This is a genomic window from Aeromonas sp. FDAARGOS 1411, assembly GCF_019047125.1.
In the GTDB taxonomy this organism is placed as follows: Bacteria; Pseudomonadota; Gammaproteobacteria; order Enterobacterales; family Aeromonadaceae; genus Aeromonas; species Aeromonas veronii.
The window spans coordinates 1,933,879-1,955,605 of record NZ_CP077214.1; the positions used below are offsets into that span (position 1 = coordinate 1,933,879).

Below are 21,727 nucleotides of genomic sequence, written 5' to 3' on the forward strand. Positions count from 1 at the left end.
ACATGATGAAAGAAGCACTTGGTCTGATTGAGACCAAAGGTCTGGTGGCCTGCATTGAAGCGGCTGATGCCATGTGCAAGGCCGCCAACGTCGAGCTGATCGGCTATGAGAACGTCGGCTCAGGTCTGGTCACCGCCATGGTGAAAGGCGACGTCGGCGCGGTCAATGCGGCGGTGGATTCCGGTGTGGAAGCGGCGAAACGCATTGGCGAAGTGGTCACCTCTCGCGTCATCGCCCGCCCGCACAACGACATCGAAAAAATAGCGGCGCAGCACAAGGCATAACCTGAGAGGGCACGCCCCGCCCGCACTTTTTTAGTCTGATGAAGGATAGATTCATGATTGAACTCGATACCGATTTGCTCTCCCGCCAGAACGCGAGAGAACTGGTGCGCAACGCCAAGCAGGCACAGGTGATTATGGCCACCTTTTCGCAGCAGAAAATCGACGCCATCGTGAAGAACGTGGCCGAAGAAGCCGCGCGCCATGCCGAAACGCTGGCAAAAATGGCCGCAGAAGAAACAGGCTTTGGCAACTGGCAGGACAAGGTGTTGAAAAACAGGTTCGCTTCGCTACACGTTTACGATGCCATCAAAGAGATGAAGACCGTCGGGATCATTCATGACGATCAGGTGAAAAAAGTGATGGACGTGGGCGTGCCGCTGGGCGTGATATGTGCGCTGGTACCCTCCACCAACCCGACTTCCACCATCTTCTACAAAACTCTGATCGCCCTCAAGGCGGGCAATGCCATCATCTTTTCGCCACATCCGGGCGCACGCCAGTGCAGCTGGAAAGCCATTGAAATCGTCAAGCGTGCCGCCGAAGCCGCCGGGGCTCCGGCGGGTATCGTGGACGGCGTCACCCAGCTGACCCTGGAGGCGACCTCCGAGCTGATGCATAGCAAGGACGTATCACTGATCCTTGCAACCGGTGGCGAAGGCATGGTGCGCGCGGCCTATGCCTCCGGCACCCCGACCATCAGCGGCGGCCCGGGCAACGGCCCGGCCTTTATCGAACGCAGTGCCGACATTCACCAAGCGGTGAAGGACATCATCACCAGCAAGACCTTCGACAACGGCGTGATTTGCGCCTCCGAACAGTCGATCATCGTCGAACGCTGCATCTACGACGAGGTTCACCGCGAGCTGGCAGCCCAGGGCGCCTACTTCATGAACGAAGACGAGGCCGCCAAGATGGCCGCCCTGCTGCTGCGCCCGAACGGCACCATCAACCCGAAAGTTGTGGGCAAGACCGCATTTCATCTCAGCCAGCTGGCCGGTTTCAGCGTCCCACCCAGCACCCGCGTGCTGGTGGCCGAGCAGACCACCGTCTCCCACAGTAACCCCTACTCCCGTGAAAAGCTGTGCCCGGTGCTCGGCCTCTACGTGGAAGAGGAGTGGAGAGCCGCCTGTCATCGGGTGGTTGAGCTGCTGACCAACGAAGGCCTTGGCCACACCCTGGTGATCCATACCCGCAACCAGGATGTGATCCGCCAGTTCAGCCTAGAAAAACCGGTCCACCGAATCCTGATCAACACCCCAGCCGCCCTCGGTGGCATTGGGGCCACTACCAACCTAACGCCAGCACTGACCCTCGGCTGCGGAGCCGTTGGCGGAGGCTCCAGCTCCGACAACGTCGGCCCGATGAACCTGCTCAACATCCGCAAGGTGGGTTACGGCGTACGCACCATCGAAGAGCTGCGAGCCCCCATCCAACCGGTTGCGGTGCAGCCCGCAAGCTCCGCCCCGGCAGCACCCCAGCACTGCAGCATCCTAGACGATGCTCGCTTCAGTGCCCAGACGCCAACCTGCCACAGCGCCGACAACCGCTTTGCCGGCGCCACCGCCGAGGTCGGCGGCGAGATCAGCGAGCAGAACGTGGAACGGGTCATCCGTCAGGTGCTTGAGCGTCTTGGCAAGTAACCCATTGAGATAAGGCGATAAAAACCATGATTCTCGCAAAGGTAACCGGACATGTCGTCGCCACGCAGAAGTGCGATGAACTGCGCGGCAGCAACCTGCTGTTGATCACCCAACTGGACGATCAGCAACAACCGATGAAGGACCGCTCTTGGGTCGCCATCGATAGTGTCGGCGCAGGCATGCACGACATCGTTCTGGCCGAGGAGTACCTCGCGCTCAACAGAGACCGCTACAAGGCCATGTCGGTGGTCGCCATTGTCGAGAAGGTGTTTCGGGAGGCTTGAGGAGTAAATGATCCAATGAGTGAATTTTTGCTGAAACCCCGGATCCGCTTCGGTCAGGACGCATTGTCCGCCTTGGCCGAACAGCCGGCCCGCCAGGCGCTGCTGGTCACCGATCAGGTGATGGTGCAAGTTGGCCTGGCCGACCGGGTGACGCAGATCCTGCGCCAACGCGGCATCGCATTCCAGCTCTGGGACGATGTTGTGGCTGATCCGGACATAACAACGGTAGTGCGCGGCATGAAACTCATGGACAGCTGCTATCCGGATCTGGTGATCGCCCTGGGTGGCGGTTCGGTAATTGATGCAGCCAAAGCGGTCATGTTCGCTCTGGCGCAAACTCGCCCGAATCTGGGGCGCGAGCGCCCCTGCTTCGTGGCCATCCCGACTACCAGCGGCACCGGTTCGGAAGTGACCAGCTTCTCGGTGGTCAAGGCCCGCAGCGAGAAGCTAGTGCTGGTCGACCCGTCATTGCTGCCGGATATCGCCATTCTCGATCCCTCGCTGGTGGCATCGGTACCGCCAGCCATCACCGCCGACACCGGGATGGACGTGCTGTGCCATGCGCTGGAGGCCTATGTCTCACGGGCGGCCAGCGATTTTTCCGACGCATTGGCGGAGAAGGTGGTGCAACAGGTCTTTCGCTACCTGCCCGCTTGCTGGCGCAACGGTCACGATCTGCTGGCACGGGAGAAGATGCACAACGCCTCCTGCATGGCTGGCATGGCCTTCACTAACGCCTCGCTCGGCATCACCCACAGCCTGGCTCATGCCCTCGGCGGCGTGTTCCGTGTCCCGCACGGACGTGCCAACGCGCTCCTGATGGCGCAGGTCGTGGCATGGAACGCCGACTATGAGGGGCAGTGTGATACCCCGGCAGCCCACAAATATGCTCGCCTGGCCCACCTGCTGGACCTGCCAGCCAATACGCCGCGCGAGGGGGTCAACAGCCTGCTGGTGGCCATCCAGGCACTCAAAGACGAGATGAAGATGCCGGTCGGCATTGGCGATACCGGCCTCCTCGCTGCCGATTTCGACTTGCGGCTGTCGGAGATGGTCAGTCAGGCGCTGCGCGACAACTGTACCCCAACCAACCCGCGCACACCGGATGAGTGGGTATTAACCGAACTCTATCGTAAGGCATGGCGTGGCAACACAGCCCCCAGCCACTAAGAACAAGAACAGGAGAACTTACCTCATGGCACACTACAGCTTAACACCGCGCGTAAACGTGCTGGCTGAACGTTTATTAGCGCACAGCAGCACCTTGTGCAGCGAACACGCAACGATTCTGAGCAGGCTGGACGGTGACATCGCGGGCATTCCCGCCGCAGTCAAACCGGCACGCCGTTTTTACGAACTGATGCGCCAGCTGCCGCTGACTATCAGTGCCGACGAACTGATTGTCGGCAACCAGACCCGTACCCCCCACGGCGCCATATTTCACGATGAAAGTGCTGGGCAGCGTCCGTCTACTTTTCAGTTCCTGAATCTGAGCAACGCCATCGACTCCCCCGACTACAAGCTGGTAGTGGAGAAGGGCGTGCTCGCCATCAAGCTGCAGCTGGAAGAAAAAACCCGCGCGCTGGGCAGTGCCGTCAGCCGCAGCGGCATGGACGAAGTCAACGGCTGCCGAGCAGCCATCTACGCTTGCGATGCCCTGATGGCACTGGCACAAAACCTGGCCAACAGCGCCGAAACCTTGGCCGCCGCAGAAACCAACCCGTTCCGCCAGGCCGAGCTGCGCGACAGCGCCGCCATTTTGCACCATGTACCGGCATACCCGGCACGCAACTTCAAAGAGGCTTGTCAATCTTTCTACCTGTTCCAGCTGGCGCTCCAGCTCGATAACGGCAGCTATGCGGTTAACCCGGAAGGTGCCGACAAAGCGCTGTTGCCCTACTTTCAGCGCGATATCACCAACGGCGCTCTCACCGAACAACAGGCGTACGAAATCGTCGAGTGCCTGTGGTTCAAGCTGGCAGAGCTGAGTGAAGTGCGCGCCACCTGTGCCCTCGACGGCTACCCCATGTTTGATGCCCTACTACACGGCGCCAGCCTGGAGCAGGCGAGCATCAACCCGCTCTCCGAGATGTTCCTCTGCGCCCAACAAAACCTGAGCACCCTCAAACTGCCGGTACGCCTCTTTCGCGGAGTGCAGCACGTCTCTGCAGTCCCATTCGCCGCCAGTGCCGATATGCCAGTGATGGAGGGGTTGACGCCGCGAATGCAACGTCTACGGAATAACTATCTCACGATGCGTCCTAGCGTCTCCATCTACCGTGCGCTCGCCGTTACCGAAGTTGTCAAAGCAAACCCAGGGATGCCGACCATCTTACTGCGTGCTAAGGCATTCCGTCATGCCTGTGAAACAGGCCCCATCCTGATTCAGGATGACGAACTGATCGTCGGCCATCCGTGTGGTAAGCCACGTGCTGGCGCCTTTTCACCGGACATTGCCTGGCGCTGGGTTCATGACGAACTCGATACAATGAGCACACGCCCGCAAGATCCCTTTGAAATCAGCGAAGCGGACAAGAAAACTATCCGCGAAGAGATTGTGCCGTTCTGGCAGGGGCGCTCATTGGATGAGGTCATGGAAGCCCAATACCGTGAGGCTGGCGTCTGGGCATTTAGTGGCGAAACCTATGTCAGCGACCTCTCCTACCACCAGATCAACGGTGGTGGCGATACCTGCCCTGGCTATGACGTACTGTTGTTTACTAAGGGAATGAATGGCATCAAGGCTGACGCACTGGCTCATCTTGATCAGCTGAGCATGGAAAACCCGGAAGATATCGACCGCATCTATTTCTACAAGGCAGCAGTCGAAACCTGTGAAGGGGTTATCAACTACGCCCGCCACATCGCGGCTCACGCCCGTGAGCTGGCTGCCAAAGAGCAGAATGCCCAGCGCCGCGCAGAGTTGCTGACTATCGCCGAGGTTAACGAGAATGTACCAGCCAATCCACCGAAGACCCTGCAAGAAGCGCTGCAGAGCATCTGGACGGTGGAGTCACTGTTCGAGATCGAAGAAAACCAGACAGGCCTGTCGCTCGGTCGGGTCGACCAGTACTGCTACCCCATGTTCGAAGCGGATATCCGCGAGGGACGCCTAACACATGAAAGCGCGCTCGAGATGATACAAGCCTTTATCATCAAGTGTGCCGAGCTGATGTGGATGTCGAGTGAGCTAGGGGCGAAATACTTCGCTGGCTATCAGCCCTTCATCAACCTGACCGTAGGTGGCCAGAAACGCATCGGTGGCGATGCCTGCAACGATCTGACCTACCTCATCATGGATGCCGTGCGGTTCGTGAAGGTATACCAACCATCGCTGGCATGCCGCATTCACAACCAGTCACCGCAGAAATATATGGAGAAAATCGTCGATGTCGTGAAAGCAGGGATGGGTTTCCCTGCCTGCCACTTCGATGACTCCCACATCAAGATGATGTTACGTAAGGGATTCGATTTTGAGGATGCTCGCGATTACTGCCTGATGGGTTGTGTCGAACCGCAAAAGTCAGGCCGGATCTACCAGTGGACCTCCACAGGTTACACCCAATGGCCGATCGCCATCGAGTTCGTACTCAACCGTGGACGTATGGTGTTGTTCGACAGCGAACAAGGGCTGGATACTGGCGATCTGCGTGATTTGAGGACATTTGAGCAGTTCGATGCTGCGGTAAAACAGCAGATTGCCCATATCGTACGTATGTCAGCGATCGGGACTGTGATAAGTCAGCGTGTTCACCGCGATGTGGCGCCGAAACCATTGATGTCATTGATGGTGGAGGGGTGTATGGAGAGCGGAAAAGATGTCTCTGCTGGTGGTGCAATGGTCAACTATGGACCCGGACTCATCTTTTCTGGCCTTGCAACTTATGTCGACTCCATGGCTGCCATCAGAAAGCTGGTATTCGAGGAGAAGAAATACACTCTGGAACAAATCCGCGATGCGTTGCTAGCCAACTTCGAAGGGTATGAAGCATTGCTCCGCGACTGTCTTAATGCCCCCAAGTACGGCAATGACGACAACTACGTCGACCAGTATGCGCTGGATATTACCGAGTGGACGGAGAAGGAGTGTCGCAAGTACAAAATGCTCTACTCCAGAATGAGTCACGGCACCCTATCCATCTCCAACAACACGCCAATTGGTCAGCTGACCAACGCTACGCCAAACGGCCGCTTGGCATGGATGCCGCTTTCTGACGGCATTAGTCCTACCCAAGGGGCAGATAAACAAGGTCCTACCGCTGTTATCAAGTCTGTGAGCAAAATGAACGTGGAGACCATGAACATCGGAATGGTGCATAACTTCAAGTTCCTCAAGGGGTTGCTGGATACCCAAGAAGGTCGGCATGGTCTCATCACCTTGCTGCGTACAGCCTCAATCCTCGGCAACGGCCAGATGCAGTTCAGCTACGTCGACAACGAAGTACTGAAAAAAGCACAACTGGAACCGGAAAAGTACCGCGATCTCATCGTACGCGTCGCGGGCTACAGTGCCTATTTCGTCGAGCTGTGCAAAGAAGTACAGGATGAAATCATCAGCCGTACCGTGATTGAGAAGTTCTGACCGACATATTGATAACAGATATTTCTTAATCGTAAAAATAACCGGAAGTACTCCGTAATGGCAGGTCGCAAATAATGCAACCGCGGCCTGCCACATACGGAGAGGAGGCAAGCGTGAACGTGAATAATGAATTAACCGGCCGCATATTCAATATCCAAAAATATTCAATATACGACGGCGATGGCATTCGCACGCTGATTTTTTTCAAGGGCTGTAACCTTCGCTGCCCTTGGTGCGCTAACCCTGAAGGGCTGAGCAGCCAATTTCAGGTGATGTTCTCGCATGATAAATGCATTAACTGTGGTGACTGCGTAAATGTCTGCCCGGCCGGAATCCATTACCGAGCCGAAGAGAACGGCAGTATGAAACACTTCATTAATCGCAATAAGGATTGCATCGGCTGTCGTAAATGTGAAGAAGTTTGCACCCAGCATGCCTTGGACATTATTGGCAAGGATGTCACCGTCAGCGAGCTGATGGACATCATCATGCAGGACTATGACTTTTACATCTCCTCTGGCGGTGGTGTCACTATCGGTGGTGGCGAAATGAGCCTGCAGACTGACTTTGCTGTCGCGCTGTTTCGCGAATGTAAAAAGATGATGATCAATACCGCAATAGAGACCCAGGGCACCACCTCGCTGGCTAATTACCAGCAGCTTGCTCCCGTCACCGATACCTTTCTGTTCGATATTAAGCAAATAAATAGCGAACAACATAAGGCAATGCTGGGCATCGACAATGAAGGTATTCGCCGCAATCTGGAATGGCTAGTCGATTATGGTGCTAAGGTCATTGTGCGCATGCCCCTTATACGTGGATATAACGATTCATGGGATGCCATCACCGGCGCTATCGAATATGTACAGAAACTGGCAAAGCGGGGAAATATCCTACGGATCGACATGCTGCCGTACCACCAGCTGGGACGCAAGAAATATGAGCGGCTGGATATGCCCTACCCGATTACGCAAGACCCGTCTTACACGCCGGATGAATTAGAACGGCTGGAGACCTTCTTTGCACAATTTGATTTCGATATTCGCTTGGTCCGCCACTAACAGGAGTCGACGATGAAAAGTTTGGGCGTAATTGAAACGCGAGGATTGATCGCCGCCATTCAGGCCGTGGACGCTGCCTGCAAAGCCGCAAGCGTCACCTGCATCGGCTATCGCAAGGTGGGTTCTGGGCTAGTGAGTGTCTGCTTCCAAGGGGAGATCAGCGCCATCCATACCGCCATCGAGCGTGGTGTAGCAGTGGCTGCCACTATCGACCAGCAGGTCCATTCACTGGTGATTGCACGCCCGGAGCCAAGCGCGGTAGCGGCGCTTAGCAACCTCAAGGGCTTCCCGCCGCGCGCACCGGCCAGCACCAGCACTGAGCTAACGGCCGTAACAGGTGCAGCCCCGGCCCTGCCACCGCCAAGCGGTGCCGATACCGAACCGGCCACTCCACCGGCCAGCAAGCCTGCTGGGGATCAAGCGGAAGACAGACAGGCCGCGGCAAGAAAAGGGAAGAAAGTATGATCGATCCCCAGTTGCATCAAAAGATCGCCGCCCGCCTGAGCCTGGTTAGCCCGGCGATCCCGGTCGGCATCTCGAATCGCCACGTTCACCTGGCACAACAGGATGTGGAGGCCTTGTTCGGCAAGGGCTACACCCTGACACCGCTCAAACCGCTGCGCCAGCCGGGCCAATTTGCCGCCGAAGAGTGCGTCACCGTGGTCGGCCCCAAAGGCTCGCTAACCCGGGTGCGGGTGCTCGGCCCGACCCGGCCGGTTTCACAGCTGGAGATATCCCGCGCCGACTGCTTCACCCTCGGTATCAAGGCACCTGTCCGTGAGTCCGGCCAGCTGGAAAATACCGGCAGCGCGCTGCTCATCGGTCCCGCCGGCCACGTGGAGTTGCGATCCCAAGTGATCTGCGCCTGGCGGCATATCCACCTCTCGCCACAAGACGCCCGCCAGCTGAACGTGACCAATGGCCAGAAGGTGAGCGTGCGCAGCGACGGCGAGCGCCAGTTGACCTTCGATGAGGTGGTGGTGCGGGTGCGCGACGATTTCGCGTTGGAGTTTCACATCGATACCGAGGAGGCCAACGCCGCCGGATTGAAAAACGGCGCGCAGGTTAGGCTGCTCGGCTAATGGAGATCCCAATGACCGACCAACAAATTGAACGCCTGGTCGAGCAGATGCTCAAACGCCTGCAGCCGCCACTGCTGGTGATGGTGACCGCGGCTCAGGGCTATCGGCAGGCCATTCGAAACCGTCTGGCCAGCTGTGGGCAGCCTCTGCAGCTTGCACTGGCAGAAGAGATCGAGGATGGCGCGCTGTGGCAACCGCTGGGGGAGACAGTGCCGGCCAACGTCTGGCAACAGGCCCTACCGCTCGCGCCCTATCGCGCGCTGGTGCTGCCCTTTCTCGACTACCCGCTGGCGATGGACCTGCTGCACGGCTCGCTGCAAAGCCCCGTGGCCCGGCGGCTGCACGATGCCCTGTTGAGCGGCTTGCCGGTACTTGCACTGCGCTATCACTGCGATCCCACCAGTGAACTAAATCAACTTTTGGGAGCGCAAACGAACACGGCGTATGCCGGGCATATGCAGGCTGCACTAACAGGTCTGAACGAGATTGGCGTTACCTTATGCACCATGAATGAGCTGCTAGATAAATTGGCATCGGACCACTTTGCAGACTTGAAACCAGTGAATACGGCGAGCCCCCCACGACGCTATCTCACCGTCAGCGATGTGGAGATGAACCCGATGCTGGCCCGAGCCCCCACGGCACAGCTAACCGATGCAGCGATTGATTTTTTGAAAAACAGTAAAAAAGAAAGAGAACCTTACCTTAAATAACAACCCCGGAGTTTAAGTTATGTCTTCAAAAGCAAAATGTTGGTTATGGATGCTGTTGGTGATTGTGTCCGAAACATCGGCAACCTCCACCTTAAAAATGTTCGGTAGCAGTGAGGGCATCACTAAGATGCTACTGCTCGGCTTGCTCGTACTGCTCTATTGTACCTGCTACTACTCACTCTCTCGTGCGGTAAAAGATATTCCAGTTGGACTTGCCTACGCTACTTGGTCTGGCACCGGAATTTTAGTCGTATCTACATTAGGTATGGCTTTTTATGGCCAACATCCAGACACAGCTGCCATTATCGGGATGGCAGTTATTGCAAGTGGCATAGTTATAATGAACGTATTTTCAAAAATGGGTAGTGAAGAAGATGACGCCTCATCAGGCAAAGCTTCAAAATAACAACGCTAAAAATCTGATAATTAAAATTAAGGAATATACACCATGTTTAACATAGGTTTTTTATGGCTAGCACTGTCCATCGGCTCTGAAATAACTGGCACCTCAATGATTAAAAAAACAAATGGATTTAGCAAGCTAGCTCCATCAGCATTAGTCGTTTGTGCCTACAGCCTTTGTTACTTTGCTCTGACACGTGCAATGAGTACAATTCCCGTAGGCGTTGCCTATTCACTTTGGTGTGGATTTGGTATCGTTGGTGTTACAATTTGCTCTATGATTCTGTATAAGCAGAAGCCTGATTTACCCGCAATAGGAGCTATGATTTTGATTATTTCAGGCGGTGTAATTATGAATGTATTCTCTGCGATGTAAATTGTACGGGAGCCTTCACCAATATCGGCAAAGGTTCCCGTCATTTTAAAAACCACAAGATATTACCTTGACAAAGAAGCAGGCTAAACAACATACATCACCAGCTACATATTCGTTCATCTAAAACATTCTTGTAGCACCTAAATAAAATTCTATTTTTGACCAAGTGTCATATTTGCAATATAAGTGCTGTGCCAATTTAAATAGCTTACCCATGCAGAAAAAATGGAAAACTTCTAACTTTCTAAGTGCAAAAATAGATGTAGTGGTCAACTAAATCCGGACTCTTGGTTAGGCCGAACCTCGGCTTTTGCTGGCGGTATCCCGTCATTGTATTGATGTGGACGCCGCCAGTTGTAGTAATCCATCAGGGGCGTTGTTTCCCAAATCAGCTAAAAAGTCATGACTTCTACAGCCCCAGGTGACCGTTACACTCGGGGCTTTCTGACTGGCAGACCAAGCCTGTTCAGTTTGTTTATCGCACTCACATACGCCATCACTTCCCCTACCTGACCGTTGTATGTTCGCAGACTGATTTTGCCCATCATTAGCTGCTTGAACCGATACATTGCCGTCTATGCCAGCGAGCGACGGTGATACCCCGATATCTTCTTCCAGTGCGCCAACCCTTCCTTGCGTATTACCAGCACAGCCTCATTTCTTGGATGCCCCTTTTTCCACAGCCCAGCGTTCTTGCGGGGCGGGATACAGGCTGTCGCCCCTTTGCGCGAGATAAGCCGATGGCTGGCTTTGCTGTCATAGGCACCATCAGCATAAACATGTCCCAGCTTACGCCGCAGAGGGTTGAGCAAGGTGGGCAACACCTCGGCATCATGGACATTTTCCAGTGAGACTTCCGCCGCCACGATATCGTGGGTCACAGGGTCTACCGCCAGATGCAACTTGCGCCACACTCGCCGTTTCTCGGCGCCGTGTTTTCTGACCTTCCACTCGCCTTCACCAAATACCTTCAGGCCGGTCGAGTCGATAACCAGGTCGGTGATACGCCCCTTGGCGGGTTGTCGATAGGCCACTTTCACTGTGTGAGCGCGCTTGCTGACACAACTGTAGTCCGGTGCGCACAACGGCATATTCATCAACTCGAACAGAGAGTCGAGTAGTCCCTGAGTGGCTCGCAGAGTGAGGTTGAAAATCCCCTTGAGCATCAGGAAGGTACAAATGGTCTGGTCGGTGTAGAGCTGGCTGCGGCCCCGCCGTCCGTGATGGTCGTGGTGAAACCAGTTGTTCATGGCCTCGGTATCAACCCAGAAGGTGAGTGAACCACGGTTAATCAAAGACTTGTTGTATTGAGGCCAGTTGGTGATGGGATGAAGCGATATGCCCATAATGCAGACTTGAAGAGGATAGTGGTGATCAGATCACCAAGTCCTCAGTTAGTTCCATTCAAGCGGCATCGATTTGGGAAACAACGCCCCCCGATGGCGTCGACCGCATGGCCGAGCACCGCAAAGCCATCGGCCTCTAACCCCTTCTCTCATCCAATGGGCGGTCCTTATCCAACCAATAAGTGCCGCCCTCACCACATCACCAGGAACCCAGACCATGGAAAACAAAACCGTTACCCTCGACCAAGCCATCCAGCGCGGCGACACCACCCTCACCGAGATCCAGCTGCGCAAGCCCAAGGCTGGCGAAATGCGCGGCCTCAATATGACCGATGTGGTGCAGATGGACGTCAACGCCCTCACCAAACTGCTGCCCCGCATCACCACCCCTATGTTGACCGAGGCCGAGATCGGCAACATGGATCCGGCTGACCTGATGCAACTGGGCAGCGAGGTAAGCGCTTTTTTGGTACCGAAGAGAATGGCCTACCTCATTGCGTAGACGAGGTGATGGCCGATCTGGCCATCATCGCCCACTGGCCGCCGTCCGAGATGGCGGTCATGGAGATCAGCGAGCTGATGGGCTGGCACCAACGCCTCGTTGAGACCCACAACCGCATCAACGGGGCAGAACAACAATGAACTCTCTCAAACTTCAAATCCTGCTTAACGGGATCGACAAGCTGACCGCCCCCCTCAAGGCAGCCAGCGGCCAGAGCCGCATCACCGCCAAAGACCTGGTCGACACGAAAAAGCGCATCAAGGAGCTGGAAGCCCAGAGCGGCCAGATTGATGGTTATCGCACCCTCGGCCAGCAGATTGGCGCAACCCGCGCCCAGCTGACCCAAGCCCAGCGCGACGCCCAGCAGATGTCCCAGCAATTCGCCAAGGTCGAGCAACCGACCAAGGCCATGACCCGGGCTATGGAGCAAGCCAAGCAGAAGGTGCGCAACCTCTCCCAGCAAGAGCGGGAAATGGTCGCCCGTCACGGCAGCCTGAAACGGGCCATGAGCGAGACAGGCATCAACACCAAACAACTGGGTATGCACCAGCGCCAGCTCAAGAGTGATCTCGCTGCCGCCAACAACCAGCTCGACCGGCAGCGGGCCAAGCTGGGGCAACTGGCCGACCAACAAAAGCGCCTTAACCAAATCAAAGCCAACTACGACAAAACCATGTCGATGCGCGGCACTCTGGCGGGCTATAGCGCTGCGGGCATGGCAACCGGGGCCGCCGCCATCTACAAGGGCACCAATATCGCGGGCAAGGCGATGGGGTTTGATGTCGATATGTCCAAGGTGCAGGCGATCACCCGGCTGAGCAAAGAGAGCCGCGAACTGGCCGCCCTGCGGGCTCAGGCACGGGAGCTCGGCGCCAATACCGCCTTCACGGCGGGCGAAGCGGCGCAGGGTCAGGGCTTTTTGGCCATGGCCGGTTTCACCCCCAAGGCAATCCGTGACGCCATGCCAGGGGTACTCGATATCGCCAAGGCGGGCGGCGTCGAGATTGCTGCCGCAGCCGATATCGGATCCAACATCCTGACCGGCTTCAAGTTACCGGCCAACCAGATGACCCGCTTGGGAGATGTGATGGTCGGCACCTTCACCCGCGCCAACGTCGACTTGCAGATGCTGGGCGAAACCATGAAATACGTGGGGCCGGTGGCGGCAGGGCTCGGGGTCGACCTTGAAACCGCCTCCGCCATGGCGGGCAAGCTGGGGGATGCGGGTATTCAGGGCAGCATGGGCGGGACTGCCATCCGCGCCATTCTCGGCCGTTTGGCCTCTCCGCCCAAGGCGGCGAACGATGCGTTGGCTGCCCTCAACGTCAAGACCGCCGATGCGGCGGGCAACCTGCGCTCGCTGCCCGATATCCTGGACGAGCTCTACAAGAAAACCAGCAAGATGGGGGACGCCACCCGCTCTGGCTACTTCAAGGCCATCGCCGGCGAAGAGGCATTTGCTGCCCTGACCGTGCTGACCGAGCAGGCCGGTTCCGGCAAGCTGCAGGAGCTAATCGCCACCTTGAAGCAAACCCAGGGGGAAGCGGGCAAGGTCGCCAAGGTGATGGCCGATAACGCCATCGGCGACCTGGACAACCTCACCTCCGCCTGGGATGACGTAGGGATCCAGATGATGGAGACCGAAAACGGCCCACTGCGCGGCATTATCCAGCGCGCCACCGAGATCATCCAGGTCACTGGCGACTGGATGCGGACCAACCCAGAGCTCACCTCGACCCTGACCCGTATTGCGGCAGTCACCGCCGTAGCGGCTGCCGCTGGCGGGTCGCTGCTGCTGATTGTGGCCGGTCTGCTGGGGCCACTGGCTGCCATCAAGATGGGGCTTTCAACCCTGCTGGTTTATGGCGGCCCGCTGCTGACCTTCATCAAGGCGCTGACCATGGGCATGGTCAGGCTCGGGATTGCCATGCTCACCACCCCGATCGGCTGGTTCATCATGGGGATTGTGGCAATCGCGGCCGGGGCCTACCTGCTCTATAAACATTGGGATGGGGTCACCAAATGGTTCAGCGACCTCTGGGCCCAGTGCAAGGCCCCTGCTCTCGCCTTCTGGGAACTCCTGAAAGAGCTCTTCTCATGGACCCCCATCGGCATGCTGATCATGCACTGGAACGAGATCTGGGCCTTCTTCGATACCCTGCCTGCGGGCGCCGCCAACAAGGGTAAGGCCATCATCGACGGCCTGATTGGTGGCATCAGTGCCAAGTGGGAGAGCTTGAAGAACAAGATCAAAGCCCTCACCGACCTGCTGCCGGATTGGATGAAGGGGGGCGGCTCGGTCACCGCCAACGTCAATCCGTCCGGCTACCTCACCGGCAACTACAACACCCCGGCCATGGCGGGCGGTTCGGGATACGGCCCGCGCATCGTCACCCCGGTGCGACCAGTGGCCCGAGGCAACAGCACCACCCAGATCCACGCCCCGATCAGTATCACCCAGCAGCCGGGACAATCAGCCACTGATGTGGCGCAAGAGGTGCGCCGCGAACTGGACCGACGCGAACGGCAGGCGGCCGCCAGTGGCCGTGCCTCCCTGAACGACCGCAACTAAGGAGCAACCACCATGATGATGACCCTGGGCTGGTTCGTGTTTATGCGCTCGACCGTGGCCCCGCAATCCCAACAAGACGAAAAATCATGGCGCCACCCGGGCAATAATCGGGTCGGCGCCCGCCCCTCATACCAGTACCTCGGGCCCGATGACGAGCTCAGTAACTTAAGCGGGGTACTCTATCCAGAGCTCACCGGCGGGCCCGTATCCCTCGACATGCTCAATAGCATGGGTGACAGCGGCCAAGCCTTCCCCCTGATCCAGGGGGATGGCGTGATGCGCGGCTCGTTCGTGATAGAGGGGATCAGCACCACCCGCAGCGAGTTCTTCCAGGATGGCAGCGCCCGAAAAATTGAGTTCAGCATCAAGCTAAAACGGGTCGATGACAACGACAGTTCCCTCGGCAACACCCTGCTCGGGCGCACTGCGGGCAACCTGCTCGGTCGATTGGGCGTTGGCAAGCTGCTGAACACCGTAGGCGGCAAACTCGGGGGGCTGCTCTGATGGGGGCATTCGACCAGTTCGGTACCCGCTTGGCTGAAAACCTTGGCATCACCAGCCAACTGGATGCCCTGCGCCAGCAACATCCGGCGCCCGCCTATCAGGTACTGGTCGATGGCAGCGATATCTCGGGCACCCTGCGCCCACGCCTGATGCACATGACCATCACCGATAACCGGGGCTTTTCGGCCGACACCATCGAGATCGCCATCGATGACAGCGACGGCAAGCTGGCCATGCCGCGCCGTGGGGCCACCCTCCAAGCCAGCATTGGCTGACAAGGTGGCCCCCTGGTCGATAAAGGCACCTTCAAAATTGACGAGGTGGAACACGGCGGCGCACCGGACGTGCTCACCATCCGGGGTAAGTCGGCAGATCTGCGCGGGAACATGAACAAACTGCGCGAGCGCAGCTGGCATTTCGAAACCATCGGCGCCATCGTTGAGCAGCTGGCCGTCCGCTATGGCCTGACACCGAGCGTTGGCGACGCCTTCAAGGGGATGGTGATCGACCACATCGACCAGACCAACGAGAGCGATCTGGCCTTTCTCACCCGCTTGGCTACCGAGCAAGATGCCATCGCCACTGTCAAATCTGGCCGCCTGATGCTCATCAAGGCGGGCAACGGCACCACCGCCAGCGGTAAGTCACTGCCGGCTGTCACCATCACCCGCCAGGACGGCGATCAGCACCAGTTCTCGGTGGCCGACCGCGACGCCTACACCGGCGTCATCGCTTACTGGCAAGACAACAAAGCCGCCGAGAAGAAGAAAATCGAGGTGAAGCGCAAGCGAAAGACCAAACCGAAAGAGGAACGGCCGCTACCACCGGGGGTGGTAGTCAACAAGAAGGAGAACGATCTGCTGGTTGGCGACAGTGAGAACGTCAAGGAGCTGCGCCACGTTTACGCCAGCCAAGGCAACGCAATGAGGGCAGCGCGGGCTGAGTGGGAAAAGCTGCAGCGAGGCGTGGCAGAGTTTCAAATCACCCTGGCCAAAGGTCGCCCCGAGCTCTACCCGGAACAACCCACCACGGTCAGGGGCTTCAAACCGCAAATCGACGAAGCAGACTGGCTACTCACCCAGGTCGTCCACGACCTCACCGACCAGGGCTACACCAACCGCTTGCAACTCGAAGTGAAACTGGCAGAGCTGCCGGAATAAATCTGTGTGGATCAAATGTGGACACTGAAGAAAAAGAAAAAGGCCACTATTTCTAGTGGCCTTTCGTAACTCTTTGATTTTAATGGTGCCCGAGGCCGGAATCGAACCGGCACGACGCGAACGTCGAGGGATTTTAAATCCCTTGTGTCTACCGATTTCACCACTCGGGCACCGCAATCGGTATCAAGCTCGCGTGGCGGGCTTGTCAATATGGAGGCACGTTCCGGAGTCGAACCGGACTAAACGGATTTGCAATCCGCTGCATAACCGCTTTGCTAACGCGCCATGCAAAAGAGAGTTGGCTCTCTATTGTCTGAATTTGGAGCGGGAAACGAGACTCGAACTCGCGACCCCGACCTTGGCAAGGTCGTGCTCTACCAACTGAGCTATTCCCGCATTGGTCTGGCTGACTGCCTGACTACGAGGACGCATTCTAGCGATGTTCCTCGCCCAGTCAACCAGAAATATTTAATTACCTGATCGTTCGGGCATTTTTTGCCCTTTTTGAACAGTTTTAGCGCCTTTGGCCGTTTCCTGCCTCAAATCAGCGGAAACCTCACCTTGCGGCGCAAGTGACTCACAGGTTGGCGTGGTGGGTCAAATCGCCCCAGGCCGCCTTCATGTACTGGAACATCGACCAGAAGGTGAGCACGGTGGCGACATAGAGCATCACATAGGCGAGCCACACCATCCAGACGTTGTATTGCCAGATAAGACCGGTGAGCGACACCATCTGGATCATGGTCTTCCACTTGCCAATCCAGCTGACCGCCACCGAGGAGCGTTTGCCGAGCTCGGCCATCCATTCGCGCAGGGCGGAGATGATGATCTCGCGGCCAATCATGGTCATGGCGGGGATGGTCACCCAGATGGTGTTGTAGTGTTCGACAATGACCACCAGTGCGGCGGCAACCATGATCTTGTCGGCAACGGGGTCAAGGAAGGCGCCAAAAGCGGTGGACTGATTGAGCTTGCGGGCCAGATAGCCATCAAACCAGTCGGTGGCAGCGGCCAGAATAAAGATGATGGCAGCAGCCAGATAGGACCATTGATAAGGCAGATAGAACAGGATGACGAAGACGGGAATGAGCAAAATCCGGAAAAACGTCAACAGGTTAGGTATATTTGTCATTATTTTCAGCCACTTCTTGTACGTCGCTACATAGTGCGCCAAAGCCGATTTGCGATGCAACCGCACTGGCGCCCGTCTTGGTCTTTTTAATCCATCAATCTTCTCAAAATGCGATGGCCATTATGGCATTTACGCCCCCCCCGCGTCACGGCTCTTGTGCATCAAGGAGTTAGCGATTTTGCCATGCCGCTAACCCTGCTCAGGCGCTGTGCAAGCCATCGTGGATGGTCTGGGCTAGCTCCTGACTGATGCCGGGTACCTTGGCCAGTTCATCCACGCTCGCCTTTTTGACCTCCTGCAGGCCACCCAGATATTTGAGCAGCGCCTGCCGCCGCTTTGGCCCCACCCCCGGAATATCCTCCAGACTGCTGCTGGTGCGGGCCTTGGCCCGTCTGGCCCGATGGCCAGTAATGGCAAAACGATGGGATTCATCGCGAATATGCTGAATAAGGTGCAAAGCGGGCATATCTGCCGGCAAATGCAACTCTTCGTGACTCTCCCCCATGATGAGAGTTTCCAGCCCGGCCTTGCGGGTGACCCCCTTGGCAATCCCCACCAGCAGCGGATATTTGCCGCCGAGGAACTCCAGCTGACGGGCCAGGATCTCTTCGGCGCGGCGCAGTTGGCCGAGGCCACCGTCAATAAACAGCACGTCCGGCACCTTGTCCGGCTCCTGCTGCTTGCCAAAGCGGCGCTCCAGCGCTTGCTCCATCGCCGCGTAGTCATCGCCGCCAGTGATACCGTCGATATTAAAACGACGATATTCCGATGAGAGCGGCCCCTCCCGGTTGAACACCACGCAAGAGGCCACGGTGCGCTCCCCCATGGTGTGGGAGATATCGAAACACTCCATGCGGGCGATGGGACGCTCCAGCTCCAGCAGCTCTTCCAGCTGATCGTAGCGGGCGGTGATGGTGCTCTTGTGAGCCAGCCGCGAGCGCAGCGCCGTCTCGGCGTTGATGGAGGCGAGCTTGATAAAGCGGGCCCGTTCGGCGCGGGTACGGCTCACCACCCGCACCTTGTAGCCTGCGGTCTGGCTCAGAGTCTCGGCGATGACGCTCTCGTCCTCAAGGGCCACATCGAGCAGCACCTCGCTCGGGATCTGCCGCCCCCCCTGCCCCGACAGATAGAACTGCAGCAGGAAGGATTGCACCACCTCGTCAAGCGGGGTGTCAGCCGGCACTTTCGGGAAGTAGCTGCGCGAGCCCAGCACCTTGCCCTGACGGATAAAGAGCACGTGGATGCAAGCAGCACCTTGCTCGAAGGCGACCCCCACTACATCCAGCTCGTCCAGCACGTTGCCGCTCACCGACTGCTGCTCGGTGACCCGGCGCAGCGCCAGGATCTGATCCCGGTAGCGGGCCGCTTCTTCAAAGCGCAGATCGCCGCTGGCGGACTCCATCTTGCCCACCAGTTCGCCAATCACCTGCTGGTTCTTGCCCGCCAGAAACAGCTTGGCCAGCTCCACCTGCTGGGCATATTCGGCCTCGCTCACCAGTCCGGGTACGCAAGGGCCGGCGCAGCGCTTGAGCTGATAGAGCAGGCAGGGACGGGTGCGGTTGGCATAGACCGCATCCTCGCACTGACGCACCGGAAAAATCTTCTGCATCAGGTGCAAGCTCTCACGCACCGCGCCGCCAGAGGGGTACGGGCCGAAGTACTCCCCCTTCACCTTGCGGGCGCCGCGATGGACGCCGATACGCGGATGCTGGTGCGCGGTGATGATGATCCAGGGGTAGGATTTGTCGTCCCGCAGCAGCACGTTGTAACGGGGCTGGTACTGCTTGATCAGGTTGTGCTCGAGGATCAGCGCCTCGGTCTCGGTGTGGGTGACGGTGACCTGGATATCGGCGATCTGTCGCACCAGGGTGCGGGTCTTGATGCTGTCGACGTTGGTGCGAAAGTAGGAGGCGAGCCGCTTTTTCAGATCCTTGGCCTTGCCCACATAGATCACGGTGCCACCGCTGTCATACATGCGGTAGACGCCGCTCTGATGGGTGACGGCGCTCAGAAACGCCTTGCTGTCGAAGAGTGGTTCGGGAGAGAGGGTCATCAGCTACTCGGCTCACACAAAGGCAAAAATTGACGGGCAGAGCATACTGCCCCCGCCGCCTGAAAAGCAAAAGGGCAGAAAAGCAAAAAGGCGGCACGCGCCGCCTTTGTGACCACACGCCACCCGATTAGAGGGTATCGGCATCCAGCATGCCATAGCGAATGGCCAGATGGGTCAGTTCCACGTCACCGTTGATCCCCAGCTTGCTGAACAGCCGATAGCGGTAGCTGTTGACCGTCTTCGGGCTCAGATTGAGCTGCTCGGAGATATCGGTCACCTTCTGCCCCTTGGTGATCATCATCATGATCTGCAGCTCGCGCTCGGAGAGGGACTTGAAGGGATTCTCGTCAGCGGAGGCAAATTGGCTGAGGGCCATCTGCTGGGCGATCTCCGGGGAGATGTAGCGCTGACCGGAGTGCACCAACCGGATCGCCTGGATCATCTCGTCAGGGGCAGCCCCCTTGGTCAGGTAACCGGCGGCGCCGGCCTGCATCACCTTGGTGGGGAACGGATTTTCTGAATGAATGGTCAGCACTATGATGCGCACATCGGGGCGGATCCGCAGAATTTTGCGGGTCGCTTCCAGACCACCAATACCCGGCATGTTCATGTCCATCAGGATCACGTCCGGATGGTGTTGGCGACAGAACGTAACTGCTGTCTCGCCGCTCTGTGCTTCGCCCACCACCTTGATCCCGCGCACATCTTCAAGAATGCGTCTTATCCCTGTACGCACCAGCTCATGATCATCGACCAGGAATACATTTATCACCCAAACACCCCGTTTTATCTCGTTTTAGCCGCCCGGTTAGGGTTAACAGGGCGTCTTGCATCATAACCAAACTCGTCGCTTTGGCAAACCATGCACGCCAAAAGTTTGAGAAAACCCATGTTTAGCGTTTAAAATCAAATAATTATATAAATTTTCAAAACAAAAAACGGTGCCTTGCGACACCGTTTTTCATGACGTTAGTGCTGTGGCCATCACTTGGCCAAAAAGGCGCGCACCTTCTCCAGATCGGCCTGGGTATCCACCCCAACCGGCGGTGCTTCAAGGGCCTGGGCGACGTGGATCTTCTCCCCGTACCAGAGCACCCGCAGCTGCTCCAGCGCCTCGACCTGCTCCAGCACGCTCGGTGCCCAGTCTACGTAACGCTGGATAAAGCCGGCGCGATAGGCATAGATACCGATATGACGCTGGTAGTGGTCACCAATTTGCTCATGGCTCTTGGCAAAGCGATCCCGATCCCAGGGAATGCTGGCGCGACTGAAGTAGAGGGCGTAGCCATCCTTGTCAGTCACCACTTTCACTGCGTTCGGATTGAACGCCTCTTCGGCATCCTTGATCGGCACAGACAGGGTCGCCATCGGCGCCGTGGCAGCGGCCAGATTATCCGCTACCTGACGAATGATGGCGGGCGGAATGAGCGGCTCATCCCCCTGCACATTGACGATGATGGTATCGGCGGCAAAGCCGTAGTGACGGCACACCTCGGCCAGACGCTCGGTGCCAGACTGGTGATCCGGTGAGGTCATGCATACTTCGACGCCGGTGCTCAGCAGTGCCTGCTGTACCCGGGCATCGTCAGTGGCGACGATCACTCGATCGGCACCTGATTGCAGAGCTTTCTCCACCACGTGCTGCACCATGGGTTTACCATGGATATCCGCCAGCGGCTTGCCCGGCAGACGAGTTGACGCATAGCGGGCAGGAATGACGACGACGAAACTCATGACGGCAGCTCATCGCTGTTGAGCGGACGGGCACGGTTCTCCAGTAGTACCGGGATCCCCTCTTCCAGCGGATAGGCCAGCTTGTCGAAGCGGCAGACCAGCTCATGAACTGCTTTGTTGTAATGCAGCTTACCCTTGCAGACCGGGCAGGCGATGATGTCGAGCAACTTGATGTCCAAAGCCAAAACGATACTCCTTCAACGATGTCGCGCTGGCGGCTTCATCACGCCAGCGATGGATGTCGAGCAACCAGCTATTCCATGCGGGGCATATTCCCCCCCTGCTCCCCCGCCGAGGCGA

At 57.5% G+C, this 21,727-nt stretch carries 22 protein-coding genes, 3 tRNA genes and 1 pseudogene; 17 read left to right on the forward strand and 9 right to left on the reverse strand.

Features of this window, described 5'->3' with window-relative positions:
* The first annotated feature begins 5 nt into the window (after window positions 1-5).
* From I6L41_RS08485 to I6L41_RS08535, 11 genes are all read left to right on the forward strand, one after another.
* On the forward strand, window positions 6-284 hold the full coding sequence (locus I6L41_RS08485; RefSeq protein WP_002442217.1) for a BMC domain-containing protein: 279 nt from the start codon (window positions 6-8) through the stop codon (window positions 282-284).
* Between the two features lie 53 nt (window positions 285-337).
* The gene (locus tag I6L41_RS08490) at window positions 338-1,924 is read left to right on the forward strand and encodes an acetaldehyde dehydrogenase (acetylating) (RefSeq protein ID WP_069526648.1); all 1,587 of its coding nucleotides are present in this window, start codon (window positions 338-340) and stop codon (window positions 1,922-1,924) included.
* Window positions 1,925-1,950: 26 nt separating this feature from the next.
* The gene (locus tag I6L41_RS08495; RefSeq protein WP_216963382.1) at window positions 1,951-2,208 is read left to right on the forward strand and encodes a EutN/CcmL family microcompartment protein; all 258 of its coding nucleotides are present in this window, start codon (window positions 1,951-1,953) and stop codon (window positions 2,206-2,208) included.
* 15 nt (window positions 2,209-2,223) lie between these two features.
* Window positions 2,224-3,378, forward strand: a complete 1,155-nt coding sequence (locus I6L41_RS08500) for a 1-propanol dehydrogenase PduQ (RefSeq protein WP_216963385.1) — start codon at window positions 2,224-2,226, stop codon at window positions 3,376-3,378.
* Window positions 3,379-3,403: 25 nt separating this feature from the next.
* A complete protein-coding gene (gene cutC / locus I6L41_RS08505; protein ID WP_216963387.1) occupies window positions 3,404-6,790 on the forward strand; it encodes a choline trimethylamine-lyase in 3,387 nt (1,128 codons plus the stop codon).
* 74 nt (window positions 6,791-6,864) lie between these two features.
* A complete protein-coding gene (cutD, locus tag I6L41_RS08510) occupies window positions 6,865-7,851 on the forward strand; it encodes a choline TMA-lyase-activating enzyme (RefSeq protein WP_042080494.1) in 987 nt (328 codons plus the stop codon).
* Between the two features lie 12 nt (window positions 7,852-7,863).
* Entirely contained in the window at window positions 7,864-8,316 is a 453-nt protein-coding gene (locus I6L41_RS08515) for a BMC domain-containing protein (protein WP_193860773.1), read from the forward strand.
* On the forward strand, window positions 8,313-8,933 hold the full coding sequence (locus I6L41_RS08520; RefSeq protein WP_042056276.1) for a phosphate propanoyltransferase: 621 nt from the start codon (window positions 8,313-8,315) through the stop codon (window positions 8,931-8,933). The genes I6L41_RS08515 and I6L41_RS08520 overlap by 4 nt, the downstream gene beginning before the upstream one ends.
* A gap of 11 nt (window positions 8,934-8,944) precedes the next feature.
* Complete coding sequence (locus I6L41_RS08525; RefSeq protein ID WP_042056279.1) at window positions 8,945-9,646, forward strand: hypothetical protein; 702 nt, start codon at window positions 8,945-8,947, stop codon at window positions 9,644-9,646.
* Window positions 9,647-9,665: 19 nt separating this feature from the next.
* Window positions 9,666-10,052, forward strand: a complete 387-nt coding sequence (locus I6L41_RS08530) for a multidrug efflux SMR transporter (protein ID WP_216963390.1) — start codon at window positions 9,666-9,668, stop codon at window positions 10,050-10,052.
* 42 nt (window positions 10,053-10,094) lie between these two features.
* Window positions 10,095-10,424, forward strand: coding sequence for a multidrug efflux SMR transporter (locus I6L41_RS08535; protein WP_216963394.1), 330 nt, complete (start codon window positions 10,095-10,097; stop codon window positions 10,422-10,424).
* A gap of 428 nt (window positions 10,425-10,852) precedes the next feature.
* Here the strand turns inward: I6L41_RS08535 and I6L41_RS08540 are convergent.
* Window positions 10,853-11,770: pseudogene (locus tag I6L41_RS08540) on the reverse strand (IS5 family transposase).
* Between the two features lie 217 nt (window positions 11,771-11,987).
* On the opposite strand from I6L41_RS08540, the gene I6L41_RS08545 reads away from it, so the two are divergent.
* The 6 genes from I6L41_RS08545 to I6L41_RS08565 are packed head-to-tail and all read left to right on the forward strand — an operon-like array spanning window position 11,988 to window position 16,508.
* Complete coding sequence (locus tag I6L41_RS08545; protein WP_019445430.1) at window positions 11,988-12,272, forward strand: phage tail assembly protein; 285 nt, start codon at window positions 11,988-11,990, stop codon at window positions 12,270-12,272.
* Window positions 12,273-12,280: 8 nt separating this feature from the next.
* Window positions 12,281-12,412, forward strand: a complete 132-nt coding sequence (locus I6L41_RS08550) for a GpE family phage tail protein (RefSeq protein ID WP_041202707.1) — start codon at window positions 12,281-12,283, stop codon at window positions 12,410-12,412.
* On the forward strand, window positions 12,409-14,844 hold the full coding sequence (locus I6L41_RS08555) for a phage tail tape measure protein (RefSeq protein ID WP_216963397.1): 2,436 nt from the start codon (window positions 12,409-12,411) through the stop codon (window positions 14,842-14,844). Before I6L41_RS08550 ends, I6L41_RS08555 begins: the two co-directional genes overlap by 4 nt.
* Window positions 14,845-14,856: 12 nt before the next feature.
* Window positions 14,857-15,348, forward strand: a complete 492-nt coding sequence (locus tag I6L41_RS08560) for a phage tail protein (protein WP_216963400.1) — start codon at window positions 14,857-14,859, stop codon at window positions 15,346-15,348.
* A complete protein-coding gene (locus I6L41_RS20780) occupies window positions 15,348-15,623 on the forward strand; it encodes a hypothetical protein (protein WP_254203410.1) in 276 nt (91 codons plus the stop codon). Before I6L41_RS08560 ends, I6L41_RS20780 begins: the two co-directional genes overlap by 1 nt.
* A gap of 45 nt (window positions 15,624-15,668) precedes the next feature.
* Window positions 15,669-16,508 (forward strand): contractile injection system protein, VgrG/Pvc8 family, encoded by an 840-nt coding sequence (locus I6L41_RS08565; protein ID WP_254203411.1) that lies wholly within the window; start codon window positions 15,669-15,671, stop codon window positions 16,506-16,508.
* A gap of 83 nt (window positions 16,509-16,591) precedes the next feature.
* Here I6L41_RS08565 and I6L41_RS08570 read toward each other — a convergent pair.
* The 8 genes from I6L41_RS08570 to I6L41_RS08605 all read right to left on the reverse strand — a co-directional run bounded on the left by I6L41_RS08570 (window position 16,592) and on the right by I6L41_RS08605 (window position 21,612).
* Window positions 16,592-16,678, reverse strand: a tRNA-Leu gene (locus I6L41_RS08570).
* A 41-nt stretch (window positions 16,679-16,719) separates the two neighbouring features.
* Window positions 16,720-16,793 (reverse strand) — tRNA-Cys (locus tag I6L41_RS08575).
* A gap of 35 nt (window positions 16,794-16,828) precedes the next feature.
* A tRNA-Gly gene (locus tag I6L41_RS08580) sits at window positions 16,829-16,904 on the reverse strand.
* Window positions 16,905-17,085: 181 nt separating this feature from the next.
* A complete protein-coding gene (gene pgsA, locus I6L41_RS08585; protein WP_031227442.1) occupies window positions 17,086-17,640 on the reverse strand; it encodes a CDP-diacylglycerol--glycerol-3-phosphate 3-phosphatidyltransferase in 555 nt (184 codons plus the stop codon).
* 199 nt (window positions 17,641-17,839) lie between these two features.
* Window positions 17,840-19,693 (reverse strand): excinuclease ABC subunit UvrC, encoded by a 1,854-nt coding sequence (uvrC, locus tag I6L41_RS08590; protein WP_216963404.1) that lies wholly within the window; start codon window positions 19,691-19,693, stop codon window positions 17,840-17,842.
* 127 nt (window positions 19,694-19,820) lie between these two features.
* Entirely contained in the window at window positions 19,821-20,465 is a 645-nt protein-coding gene (gene uvrY, locus I6L41_RS08595; RefSeq protein WP_005337448.1) for a UvrY/SirA/GacA family response regulator transcription factor, read from the reverse strand.
* Window positions 20,466-20,677: 212 nt separating this feature from the next.
* Window positions 20,678-21,427 carry a 3-deoxy-manno-octulosonate cytidylyltransferase gene (gene kdsB, locus I6L41_RS08600; RefSeq protein ID WP_128815636.1) on the reverse strand — a complete coding sequence of 250 codons (750 nt, stop codon included), beginning with the start codon at window positions 21,425-21,427 and terminating at the stop codon, window positions 20,678-20,680.
* Window positions 21,424-21,612, reverse strand: a complete 189-nt coding sequence (locus I6L41_RS08605; RefSeq protein ID WP_005347033.1) for a Trm112 family protein — start codon at window positions 21,610-21,612, stop codon at window positions 21,424-21,426. Before I6L41_RS08605 ends, kdsB begins: the two co-directional genes overlap by 4 nt.
* Between the last annotated feature and the right edge of the window lie 115 nt (window positions 21,613-21,727).

Excerpts from the sequence above, each read along its gene's own strand:
- cutD (WP_042080494.1), top strand. The coding sequence starts at position 6,865 with ATGCAACCGCGGCCTGCCACATACGGAGAGGAGGCAAGCGTGAACGTG.
- I6L41_RS20780 (WP_254203410.1), top strand. The coding sequence starts at position 15,348 with ATGGGGGCATTCGACCAGTTCGGTACCCGCTTGGCTGAAAACCTTGGC.
- I6L41_RS08500 (WP_216963385.1), top strand. The coding sequence starts at position 2,224 with ATGAGTGAATTTTTGCTGAAACCCCGGATCCGCTTCGGTCAGGACGCA.
- I6L41_RS08490 (WP_069526648.1), top strand. The coding sequence starts at position 338 with ATGATTGAACTCGATACCGATTTGCTCTCCCGCCAGAACGCGAGAGAA.
- uvrC (WP_216963404.1), bottom strand. The coding sequence starts at position 19,693 with ATGACCCTCTCTCCCGAACCACTCTTCGACAGCAAGGCGTTTCTGAGC.
- I6L41_RS08515 (WP_193860773.1), top strand. The coding sequence starts at position 7,864 with ATGAAAAGTTTGGGCGTAATTGAAACGCGAGGATTGATCGCCGCCATT.
- cutC (WP_216963387.1), top strand. The coding sequence starts at position 3,404 with ATGGCACACTACAGCTTAACACCGCGCGTAAACGTGCTGGCTGAACGT.
- pgsA (WP_031227442.1), bottom strand. The coding sequence starts at position 17,640 with ATGACAAATATACCTAACCTGTTGACGTTTTTCCGGATTTTGCTCATT.
- I6L41_RS08520 (WP_042056276.1), top strand. The coding sequence starts at position 8,313 with ATGATCGATCCCCAGTTGCATCAAAAGATCGCCGCCCGCCTGAGCCTG.
- I6L41_RS08485 (WP_002442217.1), top strand. The coding sequence starts at position 6 with ATGAAAGAAGCACTTGGTCTGATTGAGACCAAAGGTCTGGTGGCCTGC.
- I6L41_RS08530 (WP_216963390.1), top strand. The coding sequence starts at position 9,666 with ATGTCTTCAAAAGCAAAATGTTGGTTATGGATGCTGTTGGTGATTGTG.
- I6L41_RS08525 (WP_042056279.1), top strand. The coding sequence starts at position 8,945 with ATGACCGACCAACAAATTGAACGCCTGGTCGAGCAGATGCTCAAACGC.
- I6L41_RS08560 (WP_216963400.1), top strand. The coding sequence starts at position 14,857 with ATGATGATGACCCTGGGCTGGTTCGTGTTTATGCGCTCGACCGTGGCC.
- I6L41_RS08555 (WP_216963397.1), top strand. The coding sequence starts at position 12,409 with ATGAACTCTCTCAAACTTCAAATCCTGCTTAACGGGATCGACAAGCTG.
- kdsB (WP_128815636.1), bottom strand. The coding sequence starts at position 21,427 with ATGAGTTTCGTCGTCGTCATTCCTGCCCGCTATGCGTCAACTCGTCTG.
- I6L41_RS08495 (WP_216963382.1), top strand. The coding sequence starts at position 1,951 with ATGATTCTCGCAAAGGTAACCGGACATGTCGTCGCCACGCAGAAGTGC.
- I6L41_RS08550 (WP_041202707.1), top strand. The coding sequence starts at position 12,281 with ATGGCCGATCTGGCCATCATCGCCCACTGGCCGCCGTCCGAGATGGCG.
- I6L41_RS08535 (WP_216963394.1), top strand. The coding sequence starts at position 10,095 with ATGTTTAACATAGGTTTTTTATGGCTAGCACTGTCCATCGGCTCTGAA.
- I6L41_RS08545 (WP_019445430.1), top strand. The coding sequence starts at position 11,988 with ATGGAAAACAAAACCGTTACCCTCGACCAAGCCATCCAGCGCGGCGAC.